Origin of the sequence: Arthrobacter sp. UYEF3 (assembly GCF_040546245.1) — a bacterium.
In the GTDB taxonomy this organism is placed as follows: domain Bacteria; phylum Actinomycetota; class Actinomycetes; order Actinomycetales; family Micrococcaceae; genus Arthrobacter.
Genome location: NZ_JBEPNK010000013.1, coordinates 11,351 through 31,248 on the forward strand (window position 1 = coordinate 11,351; position 19,898 = coordinate 31,248).

Annotated in this window: 22 protein-coding genes, 6 tRNA genes and 1 riboswitch; of the genes, 10 read left to right on the forward strand and 18 right to left on the reverse strand. The window is 67.8% G+C overall.

From position 1 onward, the window contains the following. Positions 1-67 precede the first annotated feature (67 nt). The 3 genes from ABIB14_RS10790 to hisI form a co-directional block, all read right to left on the reverse strand. The gene (locus tag ABIB14_RS10790; protein WP_354235878.1) at positions 68-697 is read right to left on the reverse strand and encodes a Trp biosynthesis-associated membrane protein; all 630 of its coding nucleotides are present in this window, start codon (positions 695-697) and stop codon (positions 68-70) included. Beyond that, complete coding sequence (locus ABIB14_RS10795; protein WP_354235879.1) at positions 694-2,262, reverse strand: anthranilate synthase component I; 1,569 nt, start codon at positions 2,260-2,262, stop codon at positions 694-696. Before ABIB14_RS10795 ends, ABIB14_RS10790 begins: the two co-directional genes overlap by 4 nt. 85 nt (positions 2,263-2,347) lie before the next feature. After that, on the reverse strand, positions 2,348-2,788 hold the full coding sequence (gene hisI / locus ABIB14_RS10800) for a phosphoribosyl-AMP cyclohydrolase (RefSeq protein ID WP_354235880.1): 441 nt from the start codon (positions 2,786-2,788) through the stop codon (positions 2,348-2,350). 143 nt (positions 2,789-2,931) lie between these two features. On the opposite strand from hisI, the gene ABIB14_RS10805 reads away from it, so the two are divergent. Beyond that, positions 2,932-3,576, forward strand: a complete 645-nt coding sequence (locus tag ABIB14_RS10805; RefSeq protein ID WP_354235881.1) for a TIGR03085 family metal-binding protein — start codon at positions 2,932-2,934, stop codon at positions 3,574-3,576. Positions 3,577-3,834: 258 nt separating this feature from the next. Here ABIB14_RS10805 and hisF read toward each other — a convergent pair whose 3' ends face one another. The 12 genes from hisF to def form a co-directional block, all read right to left on the reverse strand. Then, on the reverse strand, positions 3,835-4,611 hold the full coding sequence (gene hisF, locus ABIB14_RS10810) for an imidazole glycerol phosphate synthase subunit HisF (protein WP_354235882.1): 777 nt from the start codon (positions 4,609-4,611) through the stop codon (positions 3,835-3,837). Between the two features lie 64 nt (positions 4,612-4,675). After that, positions 4,676-5,518, reverse strand: coding sequence for an ATP phosphoribosyltransferase (gene hisG / locus ABIB14_RS10815; protein WP_354235883.1), 843 nt, complete (start codon positions 5,516-5,518; stop codon positions 4,676-4,678). A 99-nt stretch (positions 5,519-5,617) separates the two neighbouring features. Then, entirely contained in the window at positions 5,618-5,881 is a 264-nt protein-coding gene (locus ABIB14_RS10820; RefSeq protein ID WP_175321714.1) for a phosphoribosyl-ATP diphosphatase, read from the reverse strand. Between the two features lie 80 nt (positions 5,882-5,961). Continuing rightward, positions 5,962-6,447 carry a 6,7-dimethyl-8-ribityllumazine synthase gene (gene ribH / locus ABIB14_RS10825; RefSeq protein ID WP_354235884.1) on the reverse strand — a complete coding sequence of 162 codons (486 nt, stop codon included), beginning with the start codon at positions 6,445-6,447 and terminating at the stop codon, positions 5,962-5,964. A gap of 56 nt (positions 6,448-6,503) precedes the next feature. After that, a complete protein-coding gene (gene ribA / locus ABIB14_RS10830; RefSeq protein ID WP_354235885.1) occupies positions 6,504-7,196 on the reverse strand; it encodes a GTP cyclohydrolase II in 693 nt (230 codons plus the stop codon). A 22-nt stretch (positions 7,197-7,218) separates the two neighbouring features. Further along, positions 7,219-7,899 (reverse strand): 3,4-dihydroxy-2-butanone-4-phosphate synthase, encoded by a 681-nt coding sequence (gene ribB, locus ABIB14_RS10835; protein WP_354235886.1) that lies wholly within the window; start codon positions 7,897-7,899, stop codon positions 7,219-7,221. Beyond that, positions 7,896-8,534: a riboflavin synthase gene (locus tag ABIB14_RS10840; RefSeq protein ID WP_354235887.1), complete on the reverse strand. Its 639-nt coding sequence runs from the start codon at positions 8,532-8,534 to the stop codon at positions 7,896-7,898. Before ABIB14_RS10840 ends, ribB begins: the two co-directional genes overlap by 4 nt. Then, on the reverse strand, positions 8,534-9,613 hold the full coding sequence (gene ribD / locus ABIB14_RS10845) for a bifunctional diaminohydroxyphosphoribosylaminopyrimidine deaminase/5-amino-6-(5-phosphoribosylamino)uracil reductase RibD (RefSeq protein WP_354235954.1): 1,080 nt from the start codon (positions 9,611-9,613) through the stop codon (positions 8,534-8,536). The genes ABIB14_RS10840 and ribD overlap by 1 nt, the downstream gene beginning before the upstream one ends. 272 nt (positions 9,614-9,885) lie before the next feature. Further along, a riboswitch (FMN riboswitch) is annotated at positions 9,886-10,037 on the reverse strand. Positions 10,038-10,196: 159 nt separating this feature from the next. Beyond that, complete coding sequence (gene rpe / locus ABIB14_RS10850) at positions 10,197-10,853, reverse strand: ribulose-phosphate 3-epimerase (RefSeq protein WP_354235888.1); 657 nt, start codon at positions 10,851-10,853, stop codon at positions 10,197-10,199. A gap of 63 nt (positions 10,854-10,916) precedes the next feature. Beyond that, positions 10,917-12,539 (reverse strand): RsmB/NOP family class I SAM-dependent RNA methyltransferase, encoded by a 1,623-nt coding sequence (locus tag ABIB14_RS10855; protein ID WP_354235889.1) that lies wholly within the window; start codon positions 12,537-12,539, stop codon positions 10,917-10,919. Continuing rightward, entirely contained in the window at positions 12,536-13,456 is a 921-nt protein-coding gene (gene fmt / locus ABIB14_RS10860) for a methionyl-tRNA formyltransferase (protein ID WP_354235890.1), read from the reverse strand. The genes ABIB14_RS10855 and fmt overlap by 4 nt, the downstream gene beginning before the upstream one ends. Further along, positions 13,453-14,028: a peptide deformylase gene (gene def / locus ABIB14_RS10865; RefSeq protein ID WP_354235891.1), complete on the reverse strand. Its 576-nt coding sequence runs from the start codon at positions 14,026-14,028 to the stop codon at positions 13,453-13,455. Before def ends, fmt begins: the two co-directional genes overlap by 4 nt. Before the next feature lie 222 nt (positions 14,029-14,250). On the opposite strand from def, the gene ABIB14_RS10870 reads away from it, so the two are divergent. Together ABIB14_RS10870 and ABIB14_RS10875 are read left to right on the forward strand one after the other, a co-directional pair. Further along, a complete protein-coding gene (locus ABIB14_RS10870) occupies positions 14,251-14,514 on the forward strand; it encodes a hypothetical protein (RefSeq protein WP_354235892.1) in 264 nt (87 codons plus the stop codon). Between the two features lie 400 nt (positions 14,515-14,914). Continuing rightward, the gene (locus ABIB14_RS10875; RefSeq protein ID WP_354235893.1) at positions 14,915-15,070 is read left to right on the forward strand and encodes a hypothetical protein; all 156 of its coding nucleotides are present in this window, start codon (positions 14,915-14,917) and stop codon (positions 15,068-15,070) included. A 57-nt stretch (positions 15,071-15,127) separates the two neighbouring features. Here the strand turns inward: ABIB14_RS10875 and ABIB14_RS10880 are convergent, their stop codons facing one another. After that, positions 15,128-15,973 carry a cytochrome gene (locus ABIB14_RS10880; RefSeq protein WP_354235894.1) on the reverse strand — a complete coding sequence of 282 codons (846 nt, stop codon included), beginning with the start codon at positions 15,971-15,973 and terminating at the stop codon, positions 15,128-15,130. 86 nt (positions 15,974-16,059) lie between these two features. Beyond that, positions 16,060-16,131: transfer RNA gene (locus ABIB14_RS10885), tRNA-Val, on the reverse strand. A 439-nt stretch (positions 16,132-16,570) separates the two neighbouring features. On the opposite strand from ABIB14_RS10885, the gene ABIB14_RS10890 reads away from it, so the two are divergent. The 6 genes from ABIB14_RS10890 (at position 16,571) to ABIB14_RS10915 (ending at position 17,553) form a co-directional block, all read left to right on the forward strand. Beyond that, positions 16,571-16,643: transfer RNA gene (locus ABIB14_RS10890), tRNA-Gly, on the forward strand. A 46-nt stretch (positions 16,644-16,689) separates the two neighbouring features. Further along, positions 16,690-16,760 (forward strand) — tRNA-Cys (locus ABIB14_RS10895). 41 nt (positions 16,761-16,801) lie between these two features. After that, positions 16,802-16,876: transfer RNA gene (locus ABIB14_RS10900), tRNA-Val, on the forward strand. 57 nt (positions 16,877-16,933) lie between these two features. Then, positions 16,934-17,006: transfer RNA gene (locus ABIB14_RS10905), tRNA-Gly, on the forward strand. 48 nt (positions 17,007-17,054) lie between these two features. Further along, positions 17,055-17,129: transfer RNA gene (locus ABIB14_RS10910), tRNA-Val, on the forward strand. Between the two features lie 157 nt (positions 17,130-17,286). Then, the gene (locus tag ABIB14_RS10915; RefSeq protein ID WP_502909648.1) at positions 17,287-17,553 is read left to right on the forward strand and encodes an antitoxin; all 267 of its coding nucleotides are present in this window, start codon (positions 17,287-17,289) and stop codon (positions 17,551-17,553) included. A 163-nt stretch (positions 17,554-17,716) separates the two neighbouring features. Here the strand turns inward: ABIB14_RS10915 and zapE are convergent, their stop codons facing one another. Next, positions 17,717-18,754 carry a cell division protein ZapE gene (gene zapE / locus ABIB14_RS10920; RefSeq protein WP_354235896.1) on the reverse strand — a complete coding sequence of 346 codons (1,038 nt, stop codon included), beginning with the start codon at positions 18,752-18,754 and terminating at the stop codon, positions 17,717-17,719. 213 nt (positions 18,755-18,967) lie between these two features. Between zapE and ABIB14_RS10925 the strand changes: the two genes are divergently transcribed. Then, entirely contained in the window at positions 18,968-19,888 is a 921-nt protein-coding gene (locus ABIB14_RS10925; RefSeq protein WP_354235897.1) for a sulfurtransferase, read from the forward strand. Positions 19,889-19,898: the final 10 nt, after the last annotated feature.

A 19,898-nucleotide genomic window follows, 5' to 3' on the forward strand; every position in this document is an offset into this window, starting at 1 on the left:
GCCATTTATTGGCGGCGTTATTGGCCGCGTTACAGCCCGCGCAACTGCCCGTGCCGGCGGCATTGGCTCAGGTCGGGTCGTCACCGCGCGACAGCCGGTCCCAGCTGTCGATCTCGTCGGCAGGCCGGGCGGGGTCCGAAACGCCTCCGGTCGCCGCAACGTCGTACTTCGTCCGACTCCGCCAATACCGCCCCGCCGGGACGATCGCGAGGGCGCCGAGCCCAAGCAGGGAACCGGCGACGACGGCGAGGACGGGAAACGCGGTGAGTGCCACCTTCACGTTGCTCCCGCTGATACCGGTGGCCGCAGCGATGGAGCCCTGCGCCGCGGCCAACGGGTTTGCCAACACTGTCGCGGCCGCGGCAACGATCCCGACGGCGGCGAGCAGGATGATCGCCGTGATGATCCAACGCGCGATGCGGCCGGCGATCGATGCCGCAAGCCCGCCGGCCAGCGCAACGAGGGCAAGGGCCGTCACCGTGGTCGCGGCCTTGCTGCCCTGGACCTGAAGACCGTCCTGGCTGTGCACGCCCTGGCCCAGCTGGCCGGGATCGAGCTGCACCACCAGCCAGGTCTGGGTGGTGGTGCCGAAGACCGCCAGTGCCAGGGCTGCGATGAGCAGCACCAGGGTGGACTTGCGGGCCCAGCGGGGAACGGCGGGGCTGGTGCTCCGGACCGCGCCGGCGGCGTCGGTCACGGCTGCTCCGTCCCGGCGCCGGTCACGGTTTCCGCTGTGATGTTGCGCAGCGACTGGGCCGTATGGACGGCCCGCATCGGCGCGGCGGCCTTATTCACTGTTTCCTGCGCCTCGGTGGCGTTCACGGAGTCGGCCACGATCCCGCCGCCGGCCTGCACGTAGGCGCGGCCTTCGCGGAGCAGCGCGGACCGGATGGCGATCGCCATGTCCATGTCGCCGGCGAAGTCGAGGTAGCCCACCACGCCGCCGTAGATGCCGCGGCGGTGGGGTTCCAGCTCGTCCAGGAGGCGCAGCGCGCGGGGCTTGGGGGCGCCCGACAGGGTGCCCGCCGGGAAGGTGGCCTTGAGCACGTCGTAGGCTTTGGCGTCCGGGGCGAGCTTGCCCACCACCGTGGACACCAAGTGCATGATGTGGCTGAACCGTTCCACCTCCATGAACTGGGTGACGTCCACCGTTCCTGCCACGCAGACCTTGGAGAGGTCGTTGCGGGACAGGTCCACCAGCATGAGGTGCTCGGCGCGTTCCTTCTGGTCCGCTAGCAACTCCTCGGCCAGGGCTTTGTCCGCCTCGACGGTCTTGCCGCGGGGCCGGGAGCCGGCGATCGGGTGGGTGATGACGTCCTCGCCGGTGACCGTCACGAGGGCCTCCGGGGACGAGCCAACGATCGAGTACTGGCGGCCGGCGGCGTCCTGGAGGCTGAAGAGGTACATGTACGGGCTGGGGTTGGTGTTCCGCAGGACCCGGTAGACGTCCAGCGCGTCGGCCCCGCACTCCATTTCGAAGCGCCGGGAGATCACGACCTGGAACACCTCGCCGTCGACGATTGCTTCCTTGCCGCGGTCCAGGGCGGCCAGGTACTCGCTCTCGGCCCACCGCTCCTGCACGCTCGAGGCGAAATCGAGGGCCGCAGTTTCGAGCACGGAAACGGGCTGTTGCGTCGGGGTGCTGACCTTTTCCAACAGAGTCTTCACCCGGGCGACGGCGTCGTGCCAGGCATCGTCGACGCGTTCGGAGCTGTTGTCGAAGTTAATTGCGTTGGCGATCAACAGCACGGTGCCGTCCATGTTGTCGTGCACGGCCATGTCCGTGACGAGGTTCAGGGCCATCTCAGGCAGCTCCAGGTCATCCTCGGGCGGGCTGGTGAGTTTTTCCCAGTGCCGCACGGTTTCCCAGCCAAGGAACCCGACCAGACCGGAGGTGAAGGGAGGCAGGCCCTCGAAGCGTTCGGTGTGCAGGGCCCGGACGGTATCCCGGACGGCGTCGACCGGGCTGCCGTCCAGCGGCACGCCGACGGGCGGTTCGCCGAGCCAGTGCGCCTGCCCGTTGCTGGTGGTCAGCGTGGCGCGGGACCTCGCCCCGATGAACGAGTAGCGGGACCAGGCGCCGCCCACCGCGGCGGACTCCAGCAGGAACGTCCCGGGCTGGCCCTGAGCGAGTTTGCGATACAGCCCGATCGGGGTCTCGGCGTCGGCGAGCACCTTCAGCCGGACGGGGATGACGCGGCTGTGGCCGGCGAGTTTCCGGAACTCGTCCAGGCTGGGGCTGATGATTCCGAGGTCCTGCATGGCTGCGTGTGTCCGCCTGTTCTCTTGATCTAAAGCTGGTGAAGTGCCGGCCGCTGAAGGCCGGGGTGCGCCGCGGTCCGCGGTGTTAGTCGACGGGGCCGACGACGGCGTCCAGCGCGCGGCCGTCGAAGCACGTCCGGGTCCCCGTGTGGCAGGCCGCGCCGACCTGGTCGACCCGGACCAGCAGGGCGTCGCCGTCGCAGTCCAGCGCGAGGGACTTGACCCACTGCACATGGCCGGAGGTATCGCCCTTCCGCCAGTACTCCTGGCGGGAGCGGGAGAAAAACGTGACCCGTCCGCTGGTCAGCGTGCGGTGCAGTGCCTCATCATCCATCCAACCCAGCATGAGCACCTCACTGGTGTCGAACTGCTGGATAATCGCGGCCACCAGGCCGGCGCTGTCCCTTTTCAGGGAACCGGAAAGACCGGCAGGGAGCGAAGCCGGGACAGTAGTTCCACTGACGGATTCGCTGCTGGATTCGCCGGCGAATTCGCTGGCGGGGGCGGGGGCAGGCTGCTCAGACATCAGCCCAAGTCTAGTGCCTCCGGGCCCGGTGCCGTCCGGCGGGGCGGCACCGGGCTTAACAACTCCGTTAAAAGCCCGACGGCGCCGAAACCACGGCGCTTCCTGTGCACACGGGCGCGCGTCTCGTGCTACGTTCACAAGTGATGCAATTCGTCGATCCGTCCCGAGAAGTACTGGCCGAAACCCTGCTGGCGGCCGGTCCTGACTGCCCTACGCTCTGCGAAGGCTGGCAGACCCGGCATCTCGCCGCCCATCTCTTCCTGCGGGAGCGCAAGGCCCGGGTAGGACTCGGACTGCTGATCAAGCGGTTGTCCAAGGCGTCGGACCAGGCCACTGCCGACCTCGCCGCCAAGCTCCGGACCCCGGACGCCTACGCCACACTGGTCAACAACTTCCGCGCCGGACCACCTGCGCTCTCCCCCCTGCGGATCAAGGCCCTGGACGAGAGTTCCAACCTGATCGAATACTTCGTACACACCGAGGATGTCCGCCGCGCGGTGGACCGCTGGGCGCCGCGGGCTCTGGACGAGGCTTACTCCGACGCCCTCTGGGCCGAACTGATCAAGCGGGCCGCCATCCTGTACCGCGGCGTAGATCTGGGCATCGTGCTGGTGCGGCCCTCCGGCCCCCGGCACGTGGCCAAGCGTGCTCCCGTCTCGGTCGCAATCGTCGGCGAACCGGGCGAACTCCTGATGCACGCCCACGGCCGGACCCGGCACGCGCTGGTCACGTTCGAAGGCCAGCCGGACGCCGTCGCACTTTTGCAGTCCGCCGAAGTCGGCCTGTAGTCCCCACCCGCCCCCTCACCTCGCAAGCTCGGCCAGGGGACCCTGCGGGCGTGCGCCCACCACCCGCCGCCTCACTTTGCAAGCTCGGCCAGGGGACCCTGCGGGCGTGGGCCCACCACCCGCAGCCTCACTTTGCAAGCTCAGCCAGGGACCCTGCGGGCGTGGGCCCACCACCCGCAGCCTCACTTTGCAAGCTCGGCCAGGGGACCCTGCGGGCGTGGGCCCACCACCCGCCGCCTGCTCGTCACCGGACCTCGGTTAGCGGACTTCGAAGCCTGCCTCGCGGATGGCGGCCTTGACCTGCGCGATCATGTCCTGCGGGCCGAAGTGGAACACCGAGGCGGCGAGGACCGCGTCCGCGCCGGCTGCCACGGCCGGCGGGAAGTGTTCGGGCTTGCCGGCGCCGCCGGAGGCGATCAGCGGCACCCTTACGCTGGCGCGGGCCAGCCGGATCAGCTCAAGGTCGAACCCGTCTTTGGTGCCGTCGGCGTCGATCGAATTGAGCAGGATCTCACCGACCCCGCGGTCCGCCGCCTCGCGTGCCCATGCGAGGGCGTCGATGCCGGTGCCCTGCCGGCCGCCGTGGGTGGTGACCTCGAACCCGGAGGGTGTCGGCTGCGAGCCGGGACGGGTACGACGCGCATCGAGGGAGAGCACGAGGACCTGGGAGCCGAAGTGCCGGGTGATCTCGTCGATCACTTCGGGACGGGCCACGGCCGCGGTGTTGATGGCGGCCTTGTCCGCACCGTGGCGCAGCAGCTTGTCCACTTCGGCCACGCCGCGCACGCCGCCACCGACGGTCAGGGGGATGAACACTTCCTCAGCGGTCCGGCGGACCACGTCGAAGGTGGTTTCGCGGTTGCCCGAGGACGCTGTGACATCGAGAAAGGTCAGTTCGTCGGCACCGCCGTTGTCGTAGCGGTGCGCGAGCTCCACCGGGTCGCCGGCATCGCGCAGGCCTTCGAAGTTGATGCCCTTAACCACGCGGCCGGCGTCTACGTCCAGGCACGGAATGACGCGGACGGCTACAGACATGGCTGCTCCTGCTCTGGGCTCAAGGACGATGGGCTCACGGACGTCGGATTCACGGGGCGCGGCGCTAGATCCGGCAGGCGTGGATGCTGCTGACCAGGATGGCGCGGGCGCCGAGGTCGTAGAGTTCATCCATAACCCGGTTGGTTTCCTTCTTGGGCACCATCGAGCGGACGGCCACCCAGTCCGAATCGCGCAGCGGTGAGACGGTGGGCGACTCCAGCCCGGGCGTCAGGGTTGCGGCCTGCTCTACAAGCTCCTTGCGGATGTCGTAGTCCATCAGCACGTACCGGCGGGCTACCAGGACGCCTTGGAGGCGCCGGATCAGCACCTCGATGGCAGGGTTTTGCTCACCCGGCCGGCCGATCAGGACCGATTCGGAGTTCAGGATCGGCTCGCCGAAGATTTCCATCCCGGCGGCCTTGAGCGTGGTGCCGGTTTCGACGACGTCGGCGATCGCGTCCGCGACGCCGAGCCGGACGGACGATTCGACCGCACCATCAAGGCGGACGACCTTGGCGTTGATGCCGCGCTCGGCGAGGTAGTCGCGGAGCAGGCCGTCGTAGCTGGTGGCGAGCCGTTTGCCCTCAAGTTGTTCGATGCCGGCGAAGTCCCCCACCGGGCCGGCGAACCGGAACGTGGACACGGCGAAGCCCAGCGGCAGCAGCTCGTCAGCGTCCACCTGGGCGTCGAGCAGCAGGTCGCGGCCGGTGATACCGACGTCAAGGGTTCCTTGGCCCACGTACACAGCGATGTCGCGCGGGCGCAGGAAAAAGAATTCAATGTCGTTGTCGGGGTCCACCATGACCAGTTCGCGGCTGTCGCGGCGCTGGCGGTAACCGGCCTCGGCGAGCATGGCGGAGGCGGCTTCGGACAGGGATCCCTTGTTAGGGACGGCAACTCTGAGCATGGCAAGTGTTCTTTCTGGTTAGGAAGTCATCAGGGCACTGCGGGCCACGGGTGCGCCGTCCTGAGCGGAAGCAGGTCCGCTCAGGACGGTGCGACGCGGCTAGAGATGCTTGTAGACGTCTTCCAGGCTGAGTCCTTTGGCGAGCATCAGAACCTGCAGATGGTAGAGCAGCTGCGAAATTTCTTCCGCGGCGGCCTCATCGGATTCGTACTCGGCAGCCATCCAGACCTCGGCTGCTTCCTCCACGACTTTCTTGCCGATGCCGTGGATTCCGGACTCCAGTTCAGCGACGGTGCGGGAGCCCTCCGGGCGGGTGGCTGCCTTCTCGCTTAGTTCTGCAAACAGCGACTCGAAATTCTTCACGCCTTCCAGCCTACTTGTTCACGGCAGGACCACGCCTGCCGGTCCTTGCATGACGGAGCGGATGTGAGGGAATACACAGCCTAGGAGTATTGCTTCAGCATAACGGCGGTGGCCAGGGCCGCGGTGACGGCCTCGTGGCCCTTATCTTCCTTGGAGCCGGCCAGTCCGGCCCGGTCGATGCCCTGCTCTTCGGTGTCGCAGGTCAGCACACCGAAACCGACCGGAACGCCGGTACGGACGCTGACCTCGGTCAGGCCCAGGGTGGCGGCTCCGCAGACGTATTCAAAGTGCGGGGTTCCGCCGCGGATCACGACGCCGAGCGCCACGACTGCGTCGAAGTGCGGCGCCAGCCGGGAAACCGCGACGGGCAGTTCAAAGGTTCCGGGGACCCGCAGCACGGTGGGTTCGTCGATGCCGGCGTCCTTGGCGGCGCGCAGGGCGCCGTCGAGCAGGCCATCCATGATCTGGGTGTGCCAACTGGCGGCCACGATGGCCAGTTTAAGCCGGGAAGTTTCGCCGGGTTCGAGGGTGGTGAGGTCGATCTGGGGGGCGCCGTGGCCGCTCATGCGAGTTCCTTGCTGTGGGGGTAGGAGTTGATCAGGGTGCTGGTACCGCGGGCGGGTCAGCCTTGTTCTTGGTTGAAGCCGAGATGTCCCGTGGCGCGCGCGGACTCCATGTCGAGGACCAGCCGGTGATCCATCCGGTCCTTCTTGGTCTGCAGGTACCGGATGTTCTGCTCCCGGGACGGAACCTCGGTAGGAACCATCTCGACAACCCGGACCCCGGCCTGGGCCAGCCGGTCCTGCTTGTCCGGATTGTTGCTCAGCAGCCGGATCTCATGGAGACCCATCTCAGCGAGGATCTGGGCCGCGGCTTTGTAGCAGCGGGCGTCCACCGGCAGTCCCAGCTGTTCGTTTGCCTCAACGGTGTCGAAGCCGGCTTCCTGCAGGGCGTAGGCCTTGATTTTATTGGCCAGGCCGATGCCGCGGCCTTCCTGGCCGCGCAGGTAGAGCAGGGTGCCGCCGTATTCGTGGATCATTTCAAGGGCGTAGGCCAACTGTTCGCCGCAGTCGCAGCGGTAGGAACCGAACACGTCCCCGGTGAGGCATTCGGAGTGCAGCCGAACCAGGGGGGCTTGGCCGTCCCTGGCCGGCAGCGGGGAGCTGACGGCAAGGTGCTCCGCGCCGGTGGCCAAGTCGGTCCAGGCCTGCGCCACGAAATCACCGTGGGCGGTGGGCAACTGGACGATCGGTCCTCCGGAAACCGGATGCCGCTGCTGTCCCGGGACGGCCTGCCGCGCTTCAAAAGTCGTCATTGTCTCTCCTCAGTCCAAGGATCTAGGCGGATGCCGATGGGTGGCTTTCGGCGTCCCCGGAATCAAGGTACGCCACCAGATCAGAAATCGAGATCAGCGGGCAGCCATGTTCGGCGGCGAAGCCGCGAAGTCCGTCCAGCCGCATCATTTCCCCGTCGTCGTGCACCAGTTCCGCAATCACACCCACGGGTTCGAGGCCCGCCAACCGGCACAATTCGACAGCTGCCTCGGTGTGGCCGGGACGTTCCCGCACACCTCCGTTAACGGCGCGCAGCGGAAAAACATGCCCGGGGCGGGTCAGCGAATTCGGCTGGCTTGTCGGATTGGCCAGAATCCGGGCCGTCAGGGCCCTGTCCGTGGCGGAGATGCCGGTGCTCACACCCACTGCCGCGTCGCACGAAACCGTGTAGGCGGTGCCCTTGGCGTCCTGGTTGACGGCCACCATCGGCGGCAATTCCAAGGCGTCCGCCCGCTCGCCGTCCAGCGGTACGCAGATCACGCCGGAGCTGTACCGGACGGTCCAGCCCATCAGCTTCGGGGTGGCGTGCTGCGCGGCGAAGATGATGTCGCCCTCGTTTTCGCGGTCCTCGTTATCCACCACCAGCACCGGCCGCCCGGCCGCCATCGCGCGGATGGCGTCCTCGATCGGATCCAGCGCGGGCGCGTCCAGGGCGAGCCCGCGGGGAACCTGCAGCCGGCTCATGATGCGGCCTTCCGAGGGTGCGCGGTAGGGACGAAGGCGAGCAACCGCTCGGTGTACTTGGCCAGCACGTCCACCTCAAGGTTGACGGCGCCGCCCACAGCTTTGGCGCCCAGGCCCGTTTCGGCCAGGGTCGTCGGGATCAGCCCGACTTCGAACCACGGGGCCGGTTCGGGCGCCGGGCTCACGGCGGTGACGGTGAGGGAGACGCCGTCGATGGCGATCGAGCCTTTCTCAGCAATGTAGCGGGCCAGTCCGGACGGTACGCCGAAGCGCAGCCGGTCCCAGTTGCCGAGCGCCTCGCGTTCCAGCAGTTGGCCGACACCGTCGACGTGACCCTGCACAACGTGGCCGTCGAGCCGGCCGCCTGCCGGGACGCAGCGTTCCAGGTTGACCGGATCCCCGGCGGCCAGGCCGCCGATGGTGCTCCGGACCAGAGTCTCGCCCATGACGTCGACGCTGAAGTCCGCGCCGTCGATGTCCGTGGCGGTCAGGCAGACGCCGTTGACGGCGATCGAGCCGCCGGAGGACAGTCCGTCAGTGCTCACAGGGGCGTGCAGACGCAACGTCGCGCTGGTGTCGCCGTCGTGCTCGACGGACAACACCTTCCCCTGTTCGGCGATAATTCCGGTAAACATCAGTAGCCTCCTGCGGCGGTGTCCGCGTCGCTGCGCGGGGTGGAATCGGATGAAGTTTCGGTGCCGCCGGATCCGGCGGCGGGGCGGAGGTGCAGCCGAAGGTCGCGTCCCAGCATCCGGACGGCGCCGCCAGAGGCCTCGTCCCAGTCCCAGTGCTGGGCGTCGGCGAGGGTGCCGATGCCGAGGTCTTCCAGGGCGGCCGTCCCGGCGCCGAGCAGAGTCGGGGCGAGGTAGACGATGAGCTCGTCGACGAGGCCGGCGGCCAGGAACGCGCTCAGGATCCGCGAGCCGCCCTCGACCATCAGGTGCCGGACGCCGGCGTCGAACAGCTGGTCCAGGGCCTCGCGGGGTTCCCGGGTCGGCAGGTGCAGCACCTTGCCGTCGCCGCCGTTGACCGCGGCGCCGTCGGGAATCCCGCGCAGGCCCATCACGGCACGCAGCGGCTGTTTGTCGGCGGGTCCGCCGTCCGGGTTCCGGGCCGTCAGCCGAGGGTTGTCCACCAGGACCGTCTGCGTGCCCACCAGGATCGCGTCGATCCGGCCGCGCAGGCCGTGATTGTCGGCCAGCGACTCCGGGCTGGAGATCCACTGGCTGGTGCCGTCGCTGGCGGCGATCCGGCTGTCCAGGGTTTGCGCGATGTGCAAGCTGACGAACGGCCGCTTGGCGGCCACGGCGTCGAACCAGCGCCGGTTAAGGTCCAGGGCGGCGACGGCGCCCAGCCCTGAGCGGACCCGGACTCCGGCGGCGCGCAGGGTTGCCGCTCCCCCGGCCGCCGGATCGTGCGGGTCGTCCACGGCGTAGACGACGCCGGCGATGCCGGCGTCGATGATGGCCTGGGCGCAGGGACCCGTGCGGCCGCGGTGGTTGCACGGCTCGAGCGAGACCAACATGGTGGTGCCCTTGAGGTCCACTCCGGCGGCCGCGGCCTGCGAGATCGCGTCGACCTCCGCATGGGGCGTGCCGGCGCCGCGATGGTGGCCGGTCACGAGGGGTCTGCCGTCGCGGTCGATGACGACGGCGCCCACCAAGGGGTTAGCGCCCCGCGGGCCCTGTGCGGCGGCGCCGAGGGCGGTGTCCATCGCGGCTGTCTCGGCGGCGCTGAAGCCGGCGTCGGCGACGTCTGCCGCGTAGCCACCTACGCCGCTGTCCTGGCCGTGGTTCTTGGGCGGCCCGGCGGCCGCATGCTGAGCGCTCATGTGGCGTCCGCCCGGTCCCGCGGGACCGCGGTGGTGGCGAAGAGCCATCGCAAGGGGTTCATGTGTGTGTCGTTCCTTCCCTCAGAACCGCGATGGCTCCGGGGGTTTACGACAGCGGACTCCCGCGGCGTCGATTGGACGCCGCAGTAAAAGCTGTACGTGCTTCTCTCATCCAGACTTTAACTGTCGGTACCGGAATTTCACCGGTTCAACCGTCCGCCGTCAGCCTTCCCTGGGGAAGGTGCCGGCTCGCGGGTCGCGGACTATAACCGCCGGTTCGGACTTACACCGACCCCGGAGCACGTATGTGTGTAGCTATTCTGACACAACCCACACGTCCGTCCGGCTATTCCCGCGGTAAGGACGGTACAAGTGTCGTCATGTTGTGGCGGGTCCCCGGCGCTACCTGCCGGCAACCCGGTGGCTACCGGCCGGTGGCTACCGGCCGGGGGCTACCGGCCGGGGGCTACTGGCCGGTGGCAGTCCGAAGCCGGCTGATCGCGTCCGCCGGGTCAGCGGCGCCGTAGACCGCGGACCCGGCCACGAAAACGTCCGCGCCGGCGTCGGCGGCGCGCCAGATGGTCTCCTCGGTGATGCCGCCGTCCACCTGCAGTTTAACGTCGAGTCCGGAGGCGTCGATAGCCGCCCGTGCCCGGCGGATCTTGGGCAGGGTGAGGTCCAGGAACTCCTGGCCGCCAAAGCCGGGTTCCACCGTCATGATCAGGATCATGTCCAGTTCTTCGAGCATGTCCAGGAACGGCTCCACCGCGCTGCCGGGCCGCAGCGCCAGGCCCGCCTTGGCACCACGTTCGCGCAAATCCCGGGCCAGCTTCACCGGCGCGACCGATGCCTCGGCGTGGAAGGTCACCGAAGCCACACCGGAGTCGGCATAGGCCGGCGCCCAGCGGTCCGCATCCGCGATCATCAGATGTGCGTCCAGCGGGATCGGACTGACTTCCTGCAGGCGCCGGACCACGGGAAGGCCGATCGAGAGATTGGGCACAAAGTGGTTGTCCATCACGTCAACGTGCACGGCGTCCGCGGTCCTGATCCGGTGAAGCTCGGACTGGAGGTTCGCGAAGTCCGCCGAAAGGATGCTCGGGTGGATGCAGCAACGGGCCATGGATTTCCTTGTCGTTTCGCTGGTCGGAAGGTGGGGGTAGCTGATGCCGGTACGGCCCGGCGCTCAGGCTTTCTTGTGGATGAGGGCCAGGAACATGGCGTCCGTGCGGTGCCGGTGCGGCCAGAGTTGCGCGGTGAGCTCGTGGCCGGACTCAAGGTGGCCGGTGAGGCTCACCTCGTCCAGGGCGGCGCCGGCGTCGAGCAGCTCAAGGTCGTCGCGCTTACGCAACGCGTCGCTGACGACGGCGGTGGTCTCCGCCGGGTGCGGCGAGCACGTCACGTACGCCACGACCCCGCCGGGCCTGACCGCGTCCAGAGCCGATTTGAGCAGCTGCCGCTGCAGCGGGCCGAGATCCACGAGGTCTTTGGGGGTGCGCCGCCAGCGCGACTCCGGACGGCGGCGCAGCGCGCCCAGCCCGGTGCAGGGCACGTCCACGAGCACCCGGTCGAAGCTCTCCGCCATTTCCGTCCCTACCTCGCGGCCGTCGCCGGTGCGGACGTGCCAGACCTCGTGCGGGACCGCGGCCAGGGCCTGTCGGACGAGTTTCGCGCGGTGCGGCGCGGGCTCGTTGGCGAGCAGGGTCGCGCCGTGCTGCCGGGCAAGGGCGCCGAGCAGGGCTGCTTTACCGCCCGGGCCGGCGCAGAGATCAAGCCAGCGTTCGCCGTCGGCCTGCCCTTCCGACGCCGCGCCTGCCGGACCGTCCCCGCCGAGGTCCACGGCGGCCAGGGCACGCGCCACGAGCTGGGAGCCTACGTCCTGGACCCTGGTGCTGCCGTCCCGCACCGAGGCGAGGCGGCCGAGGTCGCCGCCGCTGGAGAGCGCCGATCCTTCCACCAGCTCGCCGGGAGTGGCTCCGCTTTCCAGCGCTTCGTCGAGGCTGCCAAGGCCTGGGAGCGCCACCAGGTTCACCACGGGGGCGGCGTTGTCCGCTTCAAGGAGCTCGTTGATTTCCGTAACCGGGCGTCCGTGTGCCACGAGGGACTGCCGGAAGGCGCGAACGATCCACTCGGGGTGCGCGTAGCGGACCGAGGCGACCTTGGTCTCGTCCGGCTCGTCGCGGAGCAGCAGCTCCAGCCACTCGTCCAGGGTGTGCGCGGAAACCTTCCGGAGCACGGCGTTGATCAGCCCGGATGGTCCGGCGCCGATCACGGCGCGGGCCAGGCCCACGGTCTCGTCGAGGGCGGCGTGCGCCGGGACCCGCATGGCCAGCAGCTGGTGGGCGCCGATCCGCAGCGCGTCGAGGATGGCAGGGTCCAGCTGGTCCAGCGGGCGGTCCACGCAGCGGGCCAGGACCGCGTCGTAGGTGCCCTGGCCACGGAGCGCGCCGTAGCTCAGCTCAGTGGCGAATCCGGCGTCACGTTTGTCCAGTCCGTGGTGCCGGATCCGGGCCGGCAGCACCAGGTTGGCGTACGCGTCCTCGGCGGCCACCGCGCGCAGCACTTCAAAGGCCACCAGCCGGGCAGGGTCGGCGCGCCGGGTGCGCTGGGAGGGAGCATTTTCGCTGAAACCGCGCTGCGGGCCGCGGTTCCGTTCGCGTCCCTGCGCGTCGCGCCTGACGCCTCCCCGGGACCCCGGGCCCCCAGAGGCCGGGCCGCCGGAGGCCTGGCTGCTCTGGCCGCCGGACCCCTGGCCGCCGGGCCGGCGGCCCCGTCCGCGGCTGCTGCCGCTTGTACCGGATTCGCTCATTCGAAGACCACGCTTTCAAGTGTTGCCTGTCCGCGCACCCAATCGGCGGCGGTCATCATTTTCTTGCCCGAAGGCTGGACCCGGGTGAGCTCCACGGGGTACGAGCCGGTCCCGACCAGGACGGCTTTCCCGTCCAGAGCCAGGTGCCCCGGGCGTAGTGTCGGGGCGCCGGGGCGGAGCAGAACCGGTTCGAGCTTGACGCGCTGCTCCTGCAGGGTGGTCCAGGCACCGGGTTCCGGCGTGACTCCGCGGGACCTGCGTCCAATCGCGAGGGCGGGCTGCTGCCAGTCCAGCCGGCCGTCCTCGAGCGTCAGTTTGGGGGCAAGGCTGAAGTCGCCCTGCTGCGGGACGGCGGTGGCCTTGCCGGCGTCGACCGCGGAAAGGGTCTGGGTGAGCAGCACAGCGCCGCCGTGCGACAGACGTTCCAGCAGTTCCCCGGCGGTATCCACCGGCCGGATGGCCTCTGTCAGGGTGCCGAAGACCGGTCCGGTGTCCAGTCCTTCTTCGAGCCGGAAGGTCACCGCGCCGGTGAGGTCGTCCCCGGCGATGAGGGCGCGTTGTACCGGCGCCGCACCGCGCCAGGCCGGGAGCAAGGAAAAATGCAGGTTGATCCAGCCGTGCCGGGGCAGGTCGAGGGCGGCACGGGGAATGAGGCCGCCGTAGGCGACGATCGCTGCGACGTCGGGCGCGGCAGCCCGGATCCTGGCGGTCACCGCGGCGTCGACCTTGGCGGCATGGATGACCTCGATGCCGAGCTCCGCGGCGCGGGCGGCCACCGGGGAGGGCGTGAGCACCCGTTTGCGTCCCAGCGGCGCGTCGGGCCGGGTCAGGACGGCGACGACGTCGAACCCGGCTGCGATGAGCGCGTCCAGTGACGGCACGGCGACAGCAGGGGTCCCCGCGAAGAGGACCCTCATTGGCCGCTTCCGAAGGAGGAACCCGCGCCGAAGCTGGAGCCGACCGTCTTGGCTCGCTTCGACGTCGTCTGCTCCGTGATGGCGTCGTAGTTGGCGTTGCGGATGGCCCTCAGGGCGGTCTTGCGGTCCTCGCCTTCGAGCCGGTCGGTGAACAGGATCCCGTCCAGGTGGTCGGTTTCGTGCTGGAAGACGCGGGCCAGCATCCCCTCAGCCTCGAGCACCACCCGGTTGCCGTGCAGGTCGACGCCGGTGACGCGCGTGGTGCGGTGCCGCCGGACCGGGAAGCCGAGGCCGGGGATGGACAGGCAGCCTTCGACCTCGTCCGGCTGGAAGTCTTCGCTGTTTTCCAGCACCGGGTTGATGACGTGCCCTTCGACTCCGTGGATCCGGTAGGTGAAGACGCGCTGGCTGATGCCGACCTGGGGCGCGGCCAGGCCGGCGCCTTCGACGTCCTCCATGGTTTCGGTCATGTCGGCAACGAGCTTTCCCAGCTCCGGCCCGAATTCCGTCACGGGATCTGCGACCGTGCGCAGCACAGGGTCCCCGATGATGCGGATATTCAATATGGCCATGGGCTATCTGTCCTCACAGTGGGCGGCTAAGGGATTCCCTCCAGTTTAGTGGGAGATTCCGGACGCCCGGTTGCAGGACACCGGGTTGCAGGGCCCCCGGCGTCGCCTGCAAAGCAGGGCGGCCGAGGCCCGCAACCGGTTGTGCCTTGCCAGCAGTCTCCCGCCGCGGCCGGGGCTCGCGGGAATGCTGCCCCCGGCCGTCCACGAAGAATAGGGTCCACCGTGGCCGCGGGCGAGGTGTCGGCGCGCTCCGCGGGCATCGTCACGGCTGCGTTGGAGCGCGTCGGGCCGTTCTGCGACGATGCGGCCGTCGTCCGGATGGAGCACGCCTTTACTCGCACCGCCGCCGACAATGACCCGGACTTCCCGGCCCGCGTGTCACAGGGCTGGATCGAGGCGCTGAACCAGACCGGTTCGGAGCCGTCCGAAGAGCTGTTGCGCCAACTCCAGGGTGCTTTTTATCCGCAAGCCGTGCCGAGGACTTGAACACGTCGAGTTTTATGAGACGCCCAAACAGTTCTGAAATCTCCTCTCCGTGATGAATACCGCCAGTATTCCGCGCGCCGGCACGGCCCCAGTGATAAGCCCGAGGACGCTCCGTACGCTGAGCCGCTGGACCGGCCGCAGTAACTCCTGGACGGTCTAATCGGCGCCCGCAAAGTCGCGCTGCCCTGCGACGCGGACATTGTTCCGGTCCTGCTCGCGGCGAAGGACGGATCCCTGGACATCGGCCGGGCCGCGCGCGTCTTCCCTCCGCACATCCGCAAAGCCCTCGTCGCCCGGGACCAAGGCTGCGCTTTTCCAGGCTGCACCATTCCGGTGCGCGGACCACCACATAGACTATTGGTCGCGCGGCGGCGGCACGGGAACCGAAAATGGAACTTTTTTGTGTTCCGAGCACCACCAGCTGATCCACAAGGAGCACCCGACCGTCCGCGTCCGGAGCAGCGTCCCCTGGTTCATCCCACCGCCGTTCATCGACCCGCAGCAGTACTTCCGGCCTCGTATCGTCGCGGATATTCGGCACGAGGAAAAAATCTAACCCTTCAGCATGCGTCTCAGATCGAAGGACTTGGGGATGTTCCTCCGATTGAACTGTTCAGCGGGCTACCGGCGGTGCGATCGGCAGGAGGGCAGGTCCGGCGGCCGACGTGTCGGCGGACATCTCCCAGACGCGCCGCAGCGCACAGAATTTCCACCAGTGATGTTTGAGCACCTCCGGGTTGGCCCGCTGCGGGCGGACTTCCGTCTCGCCGATCGCCACGGCGAGCAGCATCGGGGATTCGCCGTGCTGCCAAGCTTCCCACTCCCCCGCCACCGGATCCACCAGGCTTTCCTCGGCTTTCATGCCGGCCACCAGCTGCATGACCACCTTGGCGTCGAGCGGTTTGACGGTGCCATCCCGGCTGGTGCCTTTGGTTTTGTAGTCGATGAGGCAGGTGCGGCCGTTGATCCGGGCCACCAAGTCAAGGGTTCCCGCATAGCCCACCGACTTGTTCCACACGGTGATCTCGGGGGCGATCGGCTCCACCTGGAATAGCTCCCACCACTCGTCGAAGCGGGCGGCGAAGGCTTCTTCGCCGTTGGCCGCCAAAGCCTCCCGGGTTTCCTTCATCCGGTGCGGGCGTCCTAGGGAACGGAGGGCCACCTGCTCGCAATAGTTGTGCACACGGTCACCGCGCTTGGCGGCGTCGTCCCGGTGCGTCTCAGCCGCCTTGGCCGCGCGGCTAACAGCCTGGCGTATCTTGGCCGGGCTGCCCAGGATGGCGGGCAGGGACGGATCCGCGGCCAGGCTGTTCGCGCCCATGTACCCGAACCAGCCGTCCAGGCCATGGGGCTGCTGGCCGATCACGGTGGTGATTGACGGGACGGAGAATTGCTCGGACGTCGAGCGGGCATACATCCGGCCGTAGTCGGTGGCGTGGGCAAGAAGTGGAGCGGTCATGGGAAAACTCTTTCACAGGGGTCGGACACTGTAGGAAAACAAAATGGTCCGTCCCGCTCTGTGAGCGGAACGGACCATTTTCCAGGTGGGCGATACTGGGTTCGAACCAGTGACCTCTTCGGTGTGAACGAAGCGCGCTACCACTGCGCCAATCGCCCCGGTGCCATTGAATGCTAGCCCACCCCGGCGGAATTCAGAAATCGGTGTATCCCGCGGGCGCCACGGCCGTCGGTGGCCCCATTAATCTGACAAGAATGGCCGCTCTGTAGCCAAGGTAGCGGCCACCATCGGCGAATCGTTGGAGCGGGGCCGCCCCGACCAGCCAGATCTACCCTCGGCGGGTCCGACGGCGTCACGGCCGTTTGCGGCAACGCCCGTCGTCGTACTTAAAGGACCGCGGCCGCCGGCAGAAGCCCCTCCCGGGCAGCCAGAATTACACTTATGTAATTAACAAAATCCGCTAGATTGCAGGGAAGCGCGGGGGTACGGCGGCGCAGGTAGCCTTCCGATTTGTAGATTGCCTGAACCTCCTATAGAGTTCTTACTCGTTGGAACGCGAGGAAATGCCGATTGCGGCACTGAATCGCCGGCAACAATGCGGACGTAGCTCAGCTGGTAGAGCACCACCTTGCCAAGGTGGATGTCGCGAGTTCGAATCTCGTCGTCCGCTCGCAGGACACTGTCACGGCAAAGGTTCTTTTGAACCCTGTCTACACGGTGGGTTGGCCGAGAGGCGAGGCAGCGGCCTGCAAAGCCGTATACACGGGTTCGAATCCCGTACCCACCTCGGTGAAAACCCTGGTTTCCGGTTCCGGCCGGATGCGAAAGGGGCGATTGGCGCAGCGGTAGCGCGCTTCCCTGACACGGAAGAGGTCACTGGTTCGATCCCAGTATCGCCCACCAAAACAAGGAAACTTGTTTGATCCAGTACCGCCGGCTCGCCGGAACGGACTAATAAATGCGGACGTAGCTCAGCTGGTAGAGCACCACCTTGCCAAGGTGGATGTCGCGAGTTCGAATCTCGTCGTCCGCTCTCTGTTCAGCAAATTTACAAAACTCCACTCCGGATCCTTCCGGTTGCGGGCGATTGGCGCAGCGGTAGCGCGCTTCCCTGACACGGAAGAGGTCACTGGTTCGATCCCAGTATCGCCCACCACGAAAGCAGCTCCCCCGAGCTGCTTTTTTTGTTGCCCCGCACGGGCCCGGACAGAGTCATTACCCTCTGGGCGTAGACCCTTGGCAGGCCCCGAGGGCGGCGGCTAGGATCGAAAGCGCTAGGAGCGATCTGGCTCCGCGACCGAAGGGAGGTGCCCGTGGGATTACTTGACGATCTAAAGGGCAAGGCTCAGCATCTGATTGGTGGCAACGAACAGGCCATCAAGGACGGCATCGAAAAGGCGGGTGATTTCGTCGATTCGAAGACCGGCGGAAAATACGCCGACAAGGTCGATTCCGTCCAGCGAGGCGCCTCCGACTTCGTGGGCAACGCAAACGGCGGATCGGCAACGGCCCCCGTAGCGGAGCCACATGTGGCGGAAGAGCCACCGGTCGCCGGGGAACCCCGGCAGCAGGGCCTCTGACCCAGGTACGTCAGCGAGGTGCCGGTCCCGCCGAGAGGCAGCGCCGGCACCTTCGGCGTTTAATGGCGCCGAATCAAGCAACGCGGGGTCACTTACGGCCCCTTCGAACGCTCAGGACGGGCCGTGAGTGACCCCGCGTTGGTTTTAGGTGGAAAGTTCCGGGCTACGACGGCTCGTGGTTCTGGCCCTCCCTGGCCAGCGCGGTGAGGCGGGACACGGCGCGGAAGTACTTCTTCATGTACCCGCCGGTCATCATTTCCTCGGTGAACAGCTGGTCAAACGGTACCCCGCTGGCCAGGATGGGGACGTCCTTGTCATACAGCCGGTCCGCCAGGACGACGAAGCGCAGCGCCACGGCCTGCTCGGTGATGGTCTCAACGTTGCGCCACACCACTGCGTCGATCCCATCGAGCAGCTGCCGGTAACGGCTGGGGTGCACCCCGGCCAGGTGGTTGATCAGGGTGCTGAACTCATCCCTGGCCACCGTCTGGCCGTCGAACTCCGCCTGCATGTGGCGCGCGAGCTCGTCGTTGCGCAGCGGCGCGGGCGCCTTCGGCAGCCCGCGGTGCCGGAAGTCCTCGCCGTCGATCCGGACGACGTCGAACTGGTCGGCGAGGACCTGGATCTCACGCTGGAAGTCAACGGCGGCGAAGCGGCCGTCGCCCAGCGAGCCGGGCAGCGTATTGGACGTGGCCGCAAGCTTGACGCCGGCGTCGGCAAGCTCGCGCATCAGCCGGGACATCAGGACCGTGTCGCCCGGATCGTCGAGCTCGAACTCATCGATGCAGACCAGCTTGTAGTGACTGAGGGCCTCCACCGTCTTGCGGAAAGACAGCGCCCCCACCAGGTTGGTGTACTCCACGAAGGTGCCGAACGCCTTGGGCCCGGGGGCCGCATGCCACAGCGAAGCGAGCAGGTGGGTCTTGCCGACGCCGAAGCCGCCGTCGAGGTAGATGCCAGCCCGGGAGGTGTCCTTCTTGCCGAACAGCCGCTTGAACAGACCATCGCCGTCCCGCGCGCCGACGCCGGCGGCAAAGCCTTGCAGGGCTCGGACCGCGTGGGCCTGGCTGGGCTGGGCCGGATCCGGCCGGTAGCTCGCAAAGGACACCTCACCGAAGCGCGGCGATGGATAAAACCCTTTGAGGAGTTGATCCACGGAAACCGCCGGCGTTCGGGCGGCGAGCTGTTCGATCTGTACCAAGGTGGTCCGTTCTGCTGGTCTGGTATCCCCAGAAAGGATACCGGCAATGGCAGGTTTCCCATCCGGGCCGGAAACGGACGTGACCAAGCCCATATTTCCGAGTATGTAGCCGGTGGAACAATCCCGCCGGAGCGTGGTTAGTGTAATGAGAGGTCCCGCGCCGGGCACAACAAATGCACCGGCCTCCCGAACGCCCAGTGAAAGGCCAGCCTCATGCCCTACCCCGTTGAGCAGAACGAAAAATTCGCCGCCTACGCACGTCCCGAGCGTCTGGTCTCCACCGGATGGCTCGCCGCGGCAATTGACGGCGGTGCGCTCGACAGCGGCGAACTGGTGGTCGTCGAATCCGACGAGGATGTGTTGCTGTATGAAACCGGCCACATCCCGGGTGCGGTCAAGATCGACTGGCACACGGACCTGAACGACGAGGTCACCCGCGATTACGTGGACGGCAAGGCGTTTGCCGCGCTGGCCGCCGCCAAGGGGATTTCCCGGGACAGCACCGTGGTGATCTACGGCGACAAGTCGAACTGGTGGGCCGCCTATGCCCTGTGGGTCTTCACCTTGTTCGGCCACGAGGACGTCCGGCTGCTCGACGGCGGCCGCAACAAGTGGTTCGCCGAAGGCCGCCCGGTCACCACGGACCGGACCGTTCCCACGCCGGGCGACTACCCGGTGGTGGAGCGCAACGACGCCCCCATCCGCGCCTTCCTGGGAGACGTGCTGGCCCACTTCGGCAAGCCGCTGATCGACGTCCGCTCCCCGGAGGAATACACCGGCCAGCGAACGCACATGCCGGCCTACCCCGAAGAAGGCGCCATGCGCGGCGGCCACATCCCGACCGCCGCGTCCATTCCGTGGGCCCGCGCCGCCGCGGAGGACGGCACCTATCGCAGCCGCCCCGAACTGGAGGCCCTTTACCTGGACGAAGCCGGGCTCAAGGAAGGCGACGACGTCGTGGCCTACTGCCGGATCGGCGAGCGGTCCAGCCACACGTGGTTCGCGCTGAAGTACCTGCTGGGCTTCGAAACCGTCCGCAACTACGACGGATCCTGGACCGAATGGGGCAATGCCGTCCGCGTCCCGATTGTTAAAGGAACCGAGCGCGGCTCCGTGCCCGCCGGCCGTGCGTAAGCTGGGAGTG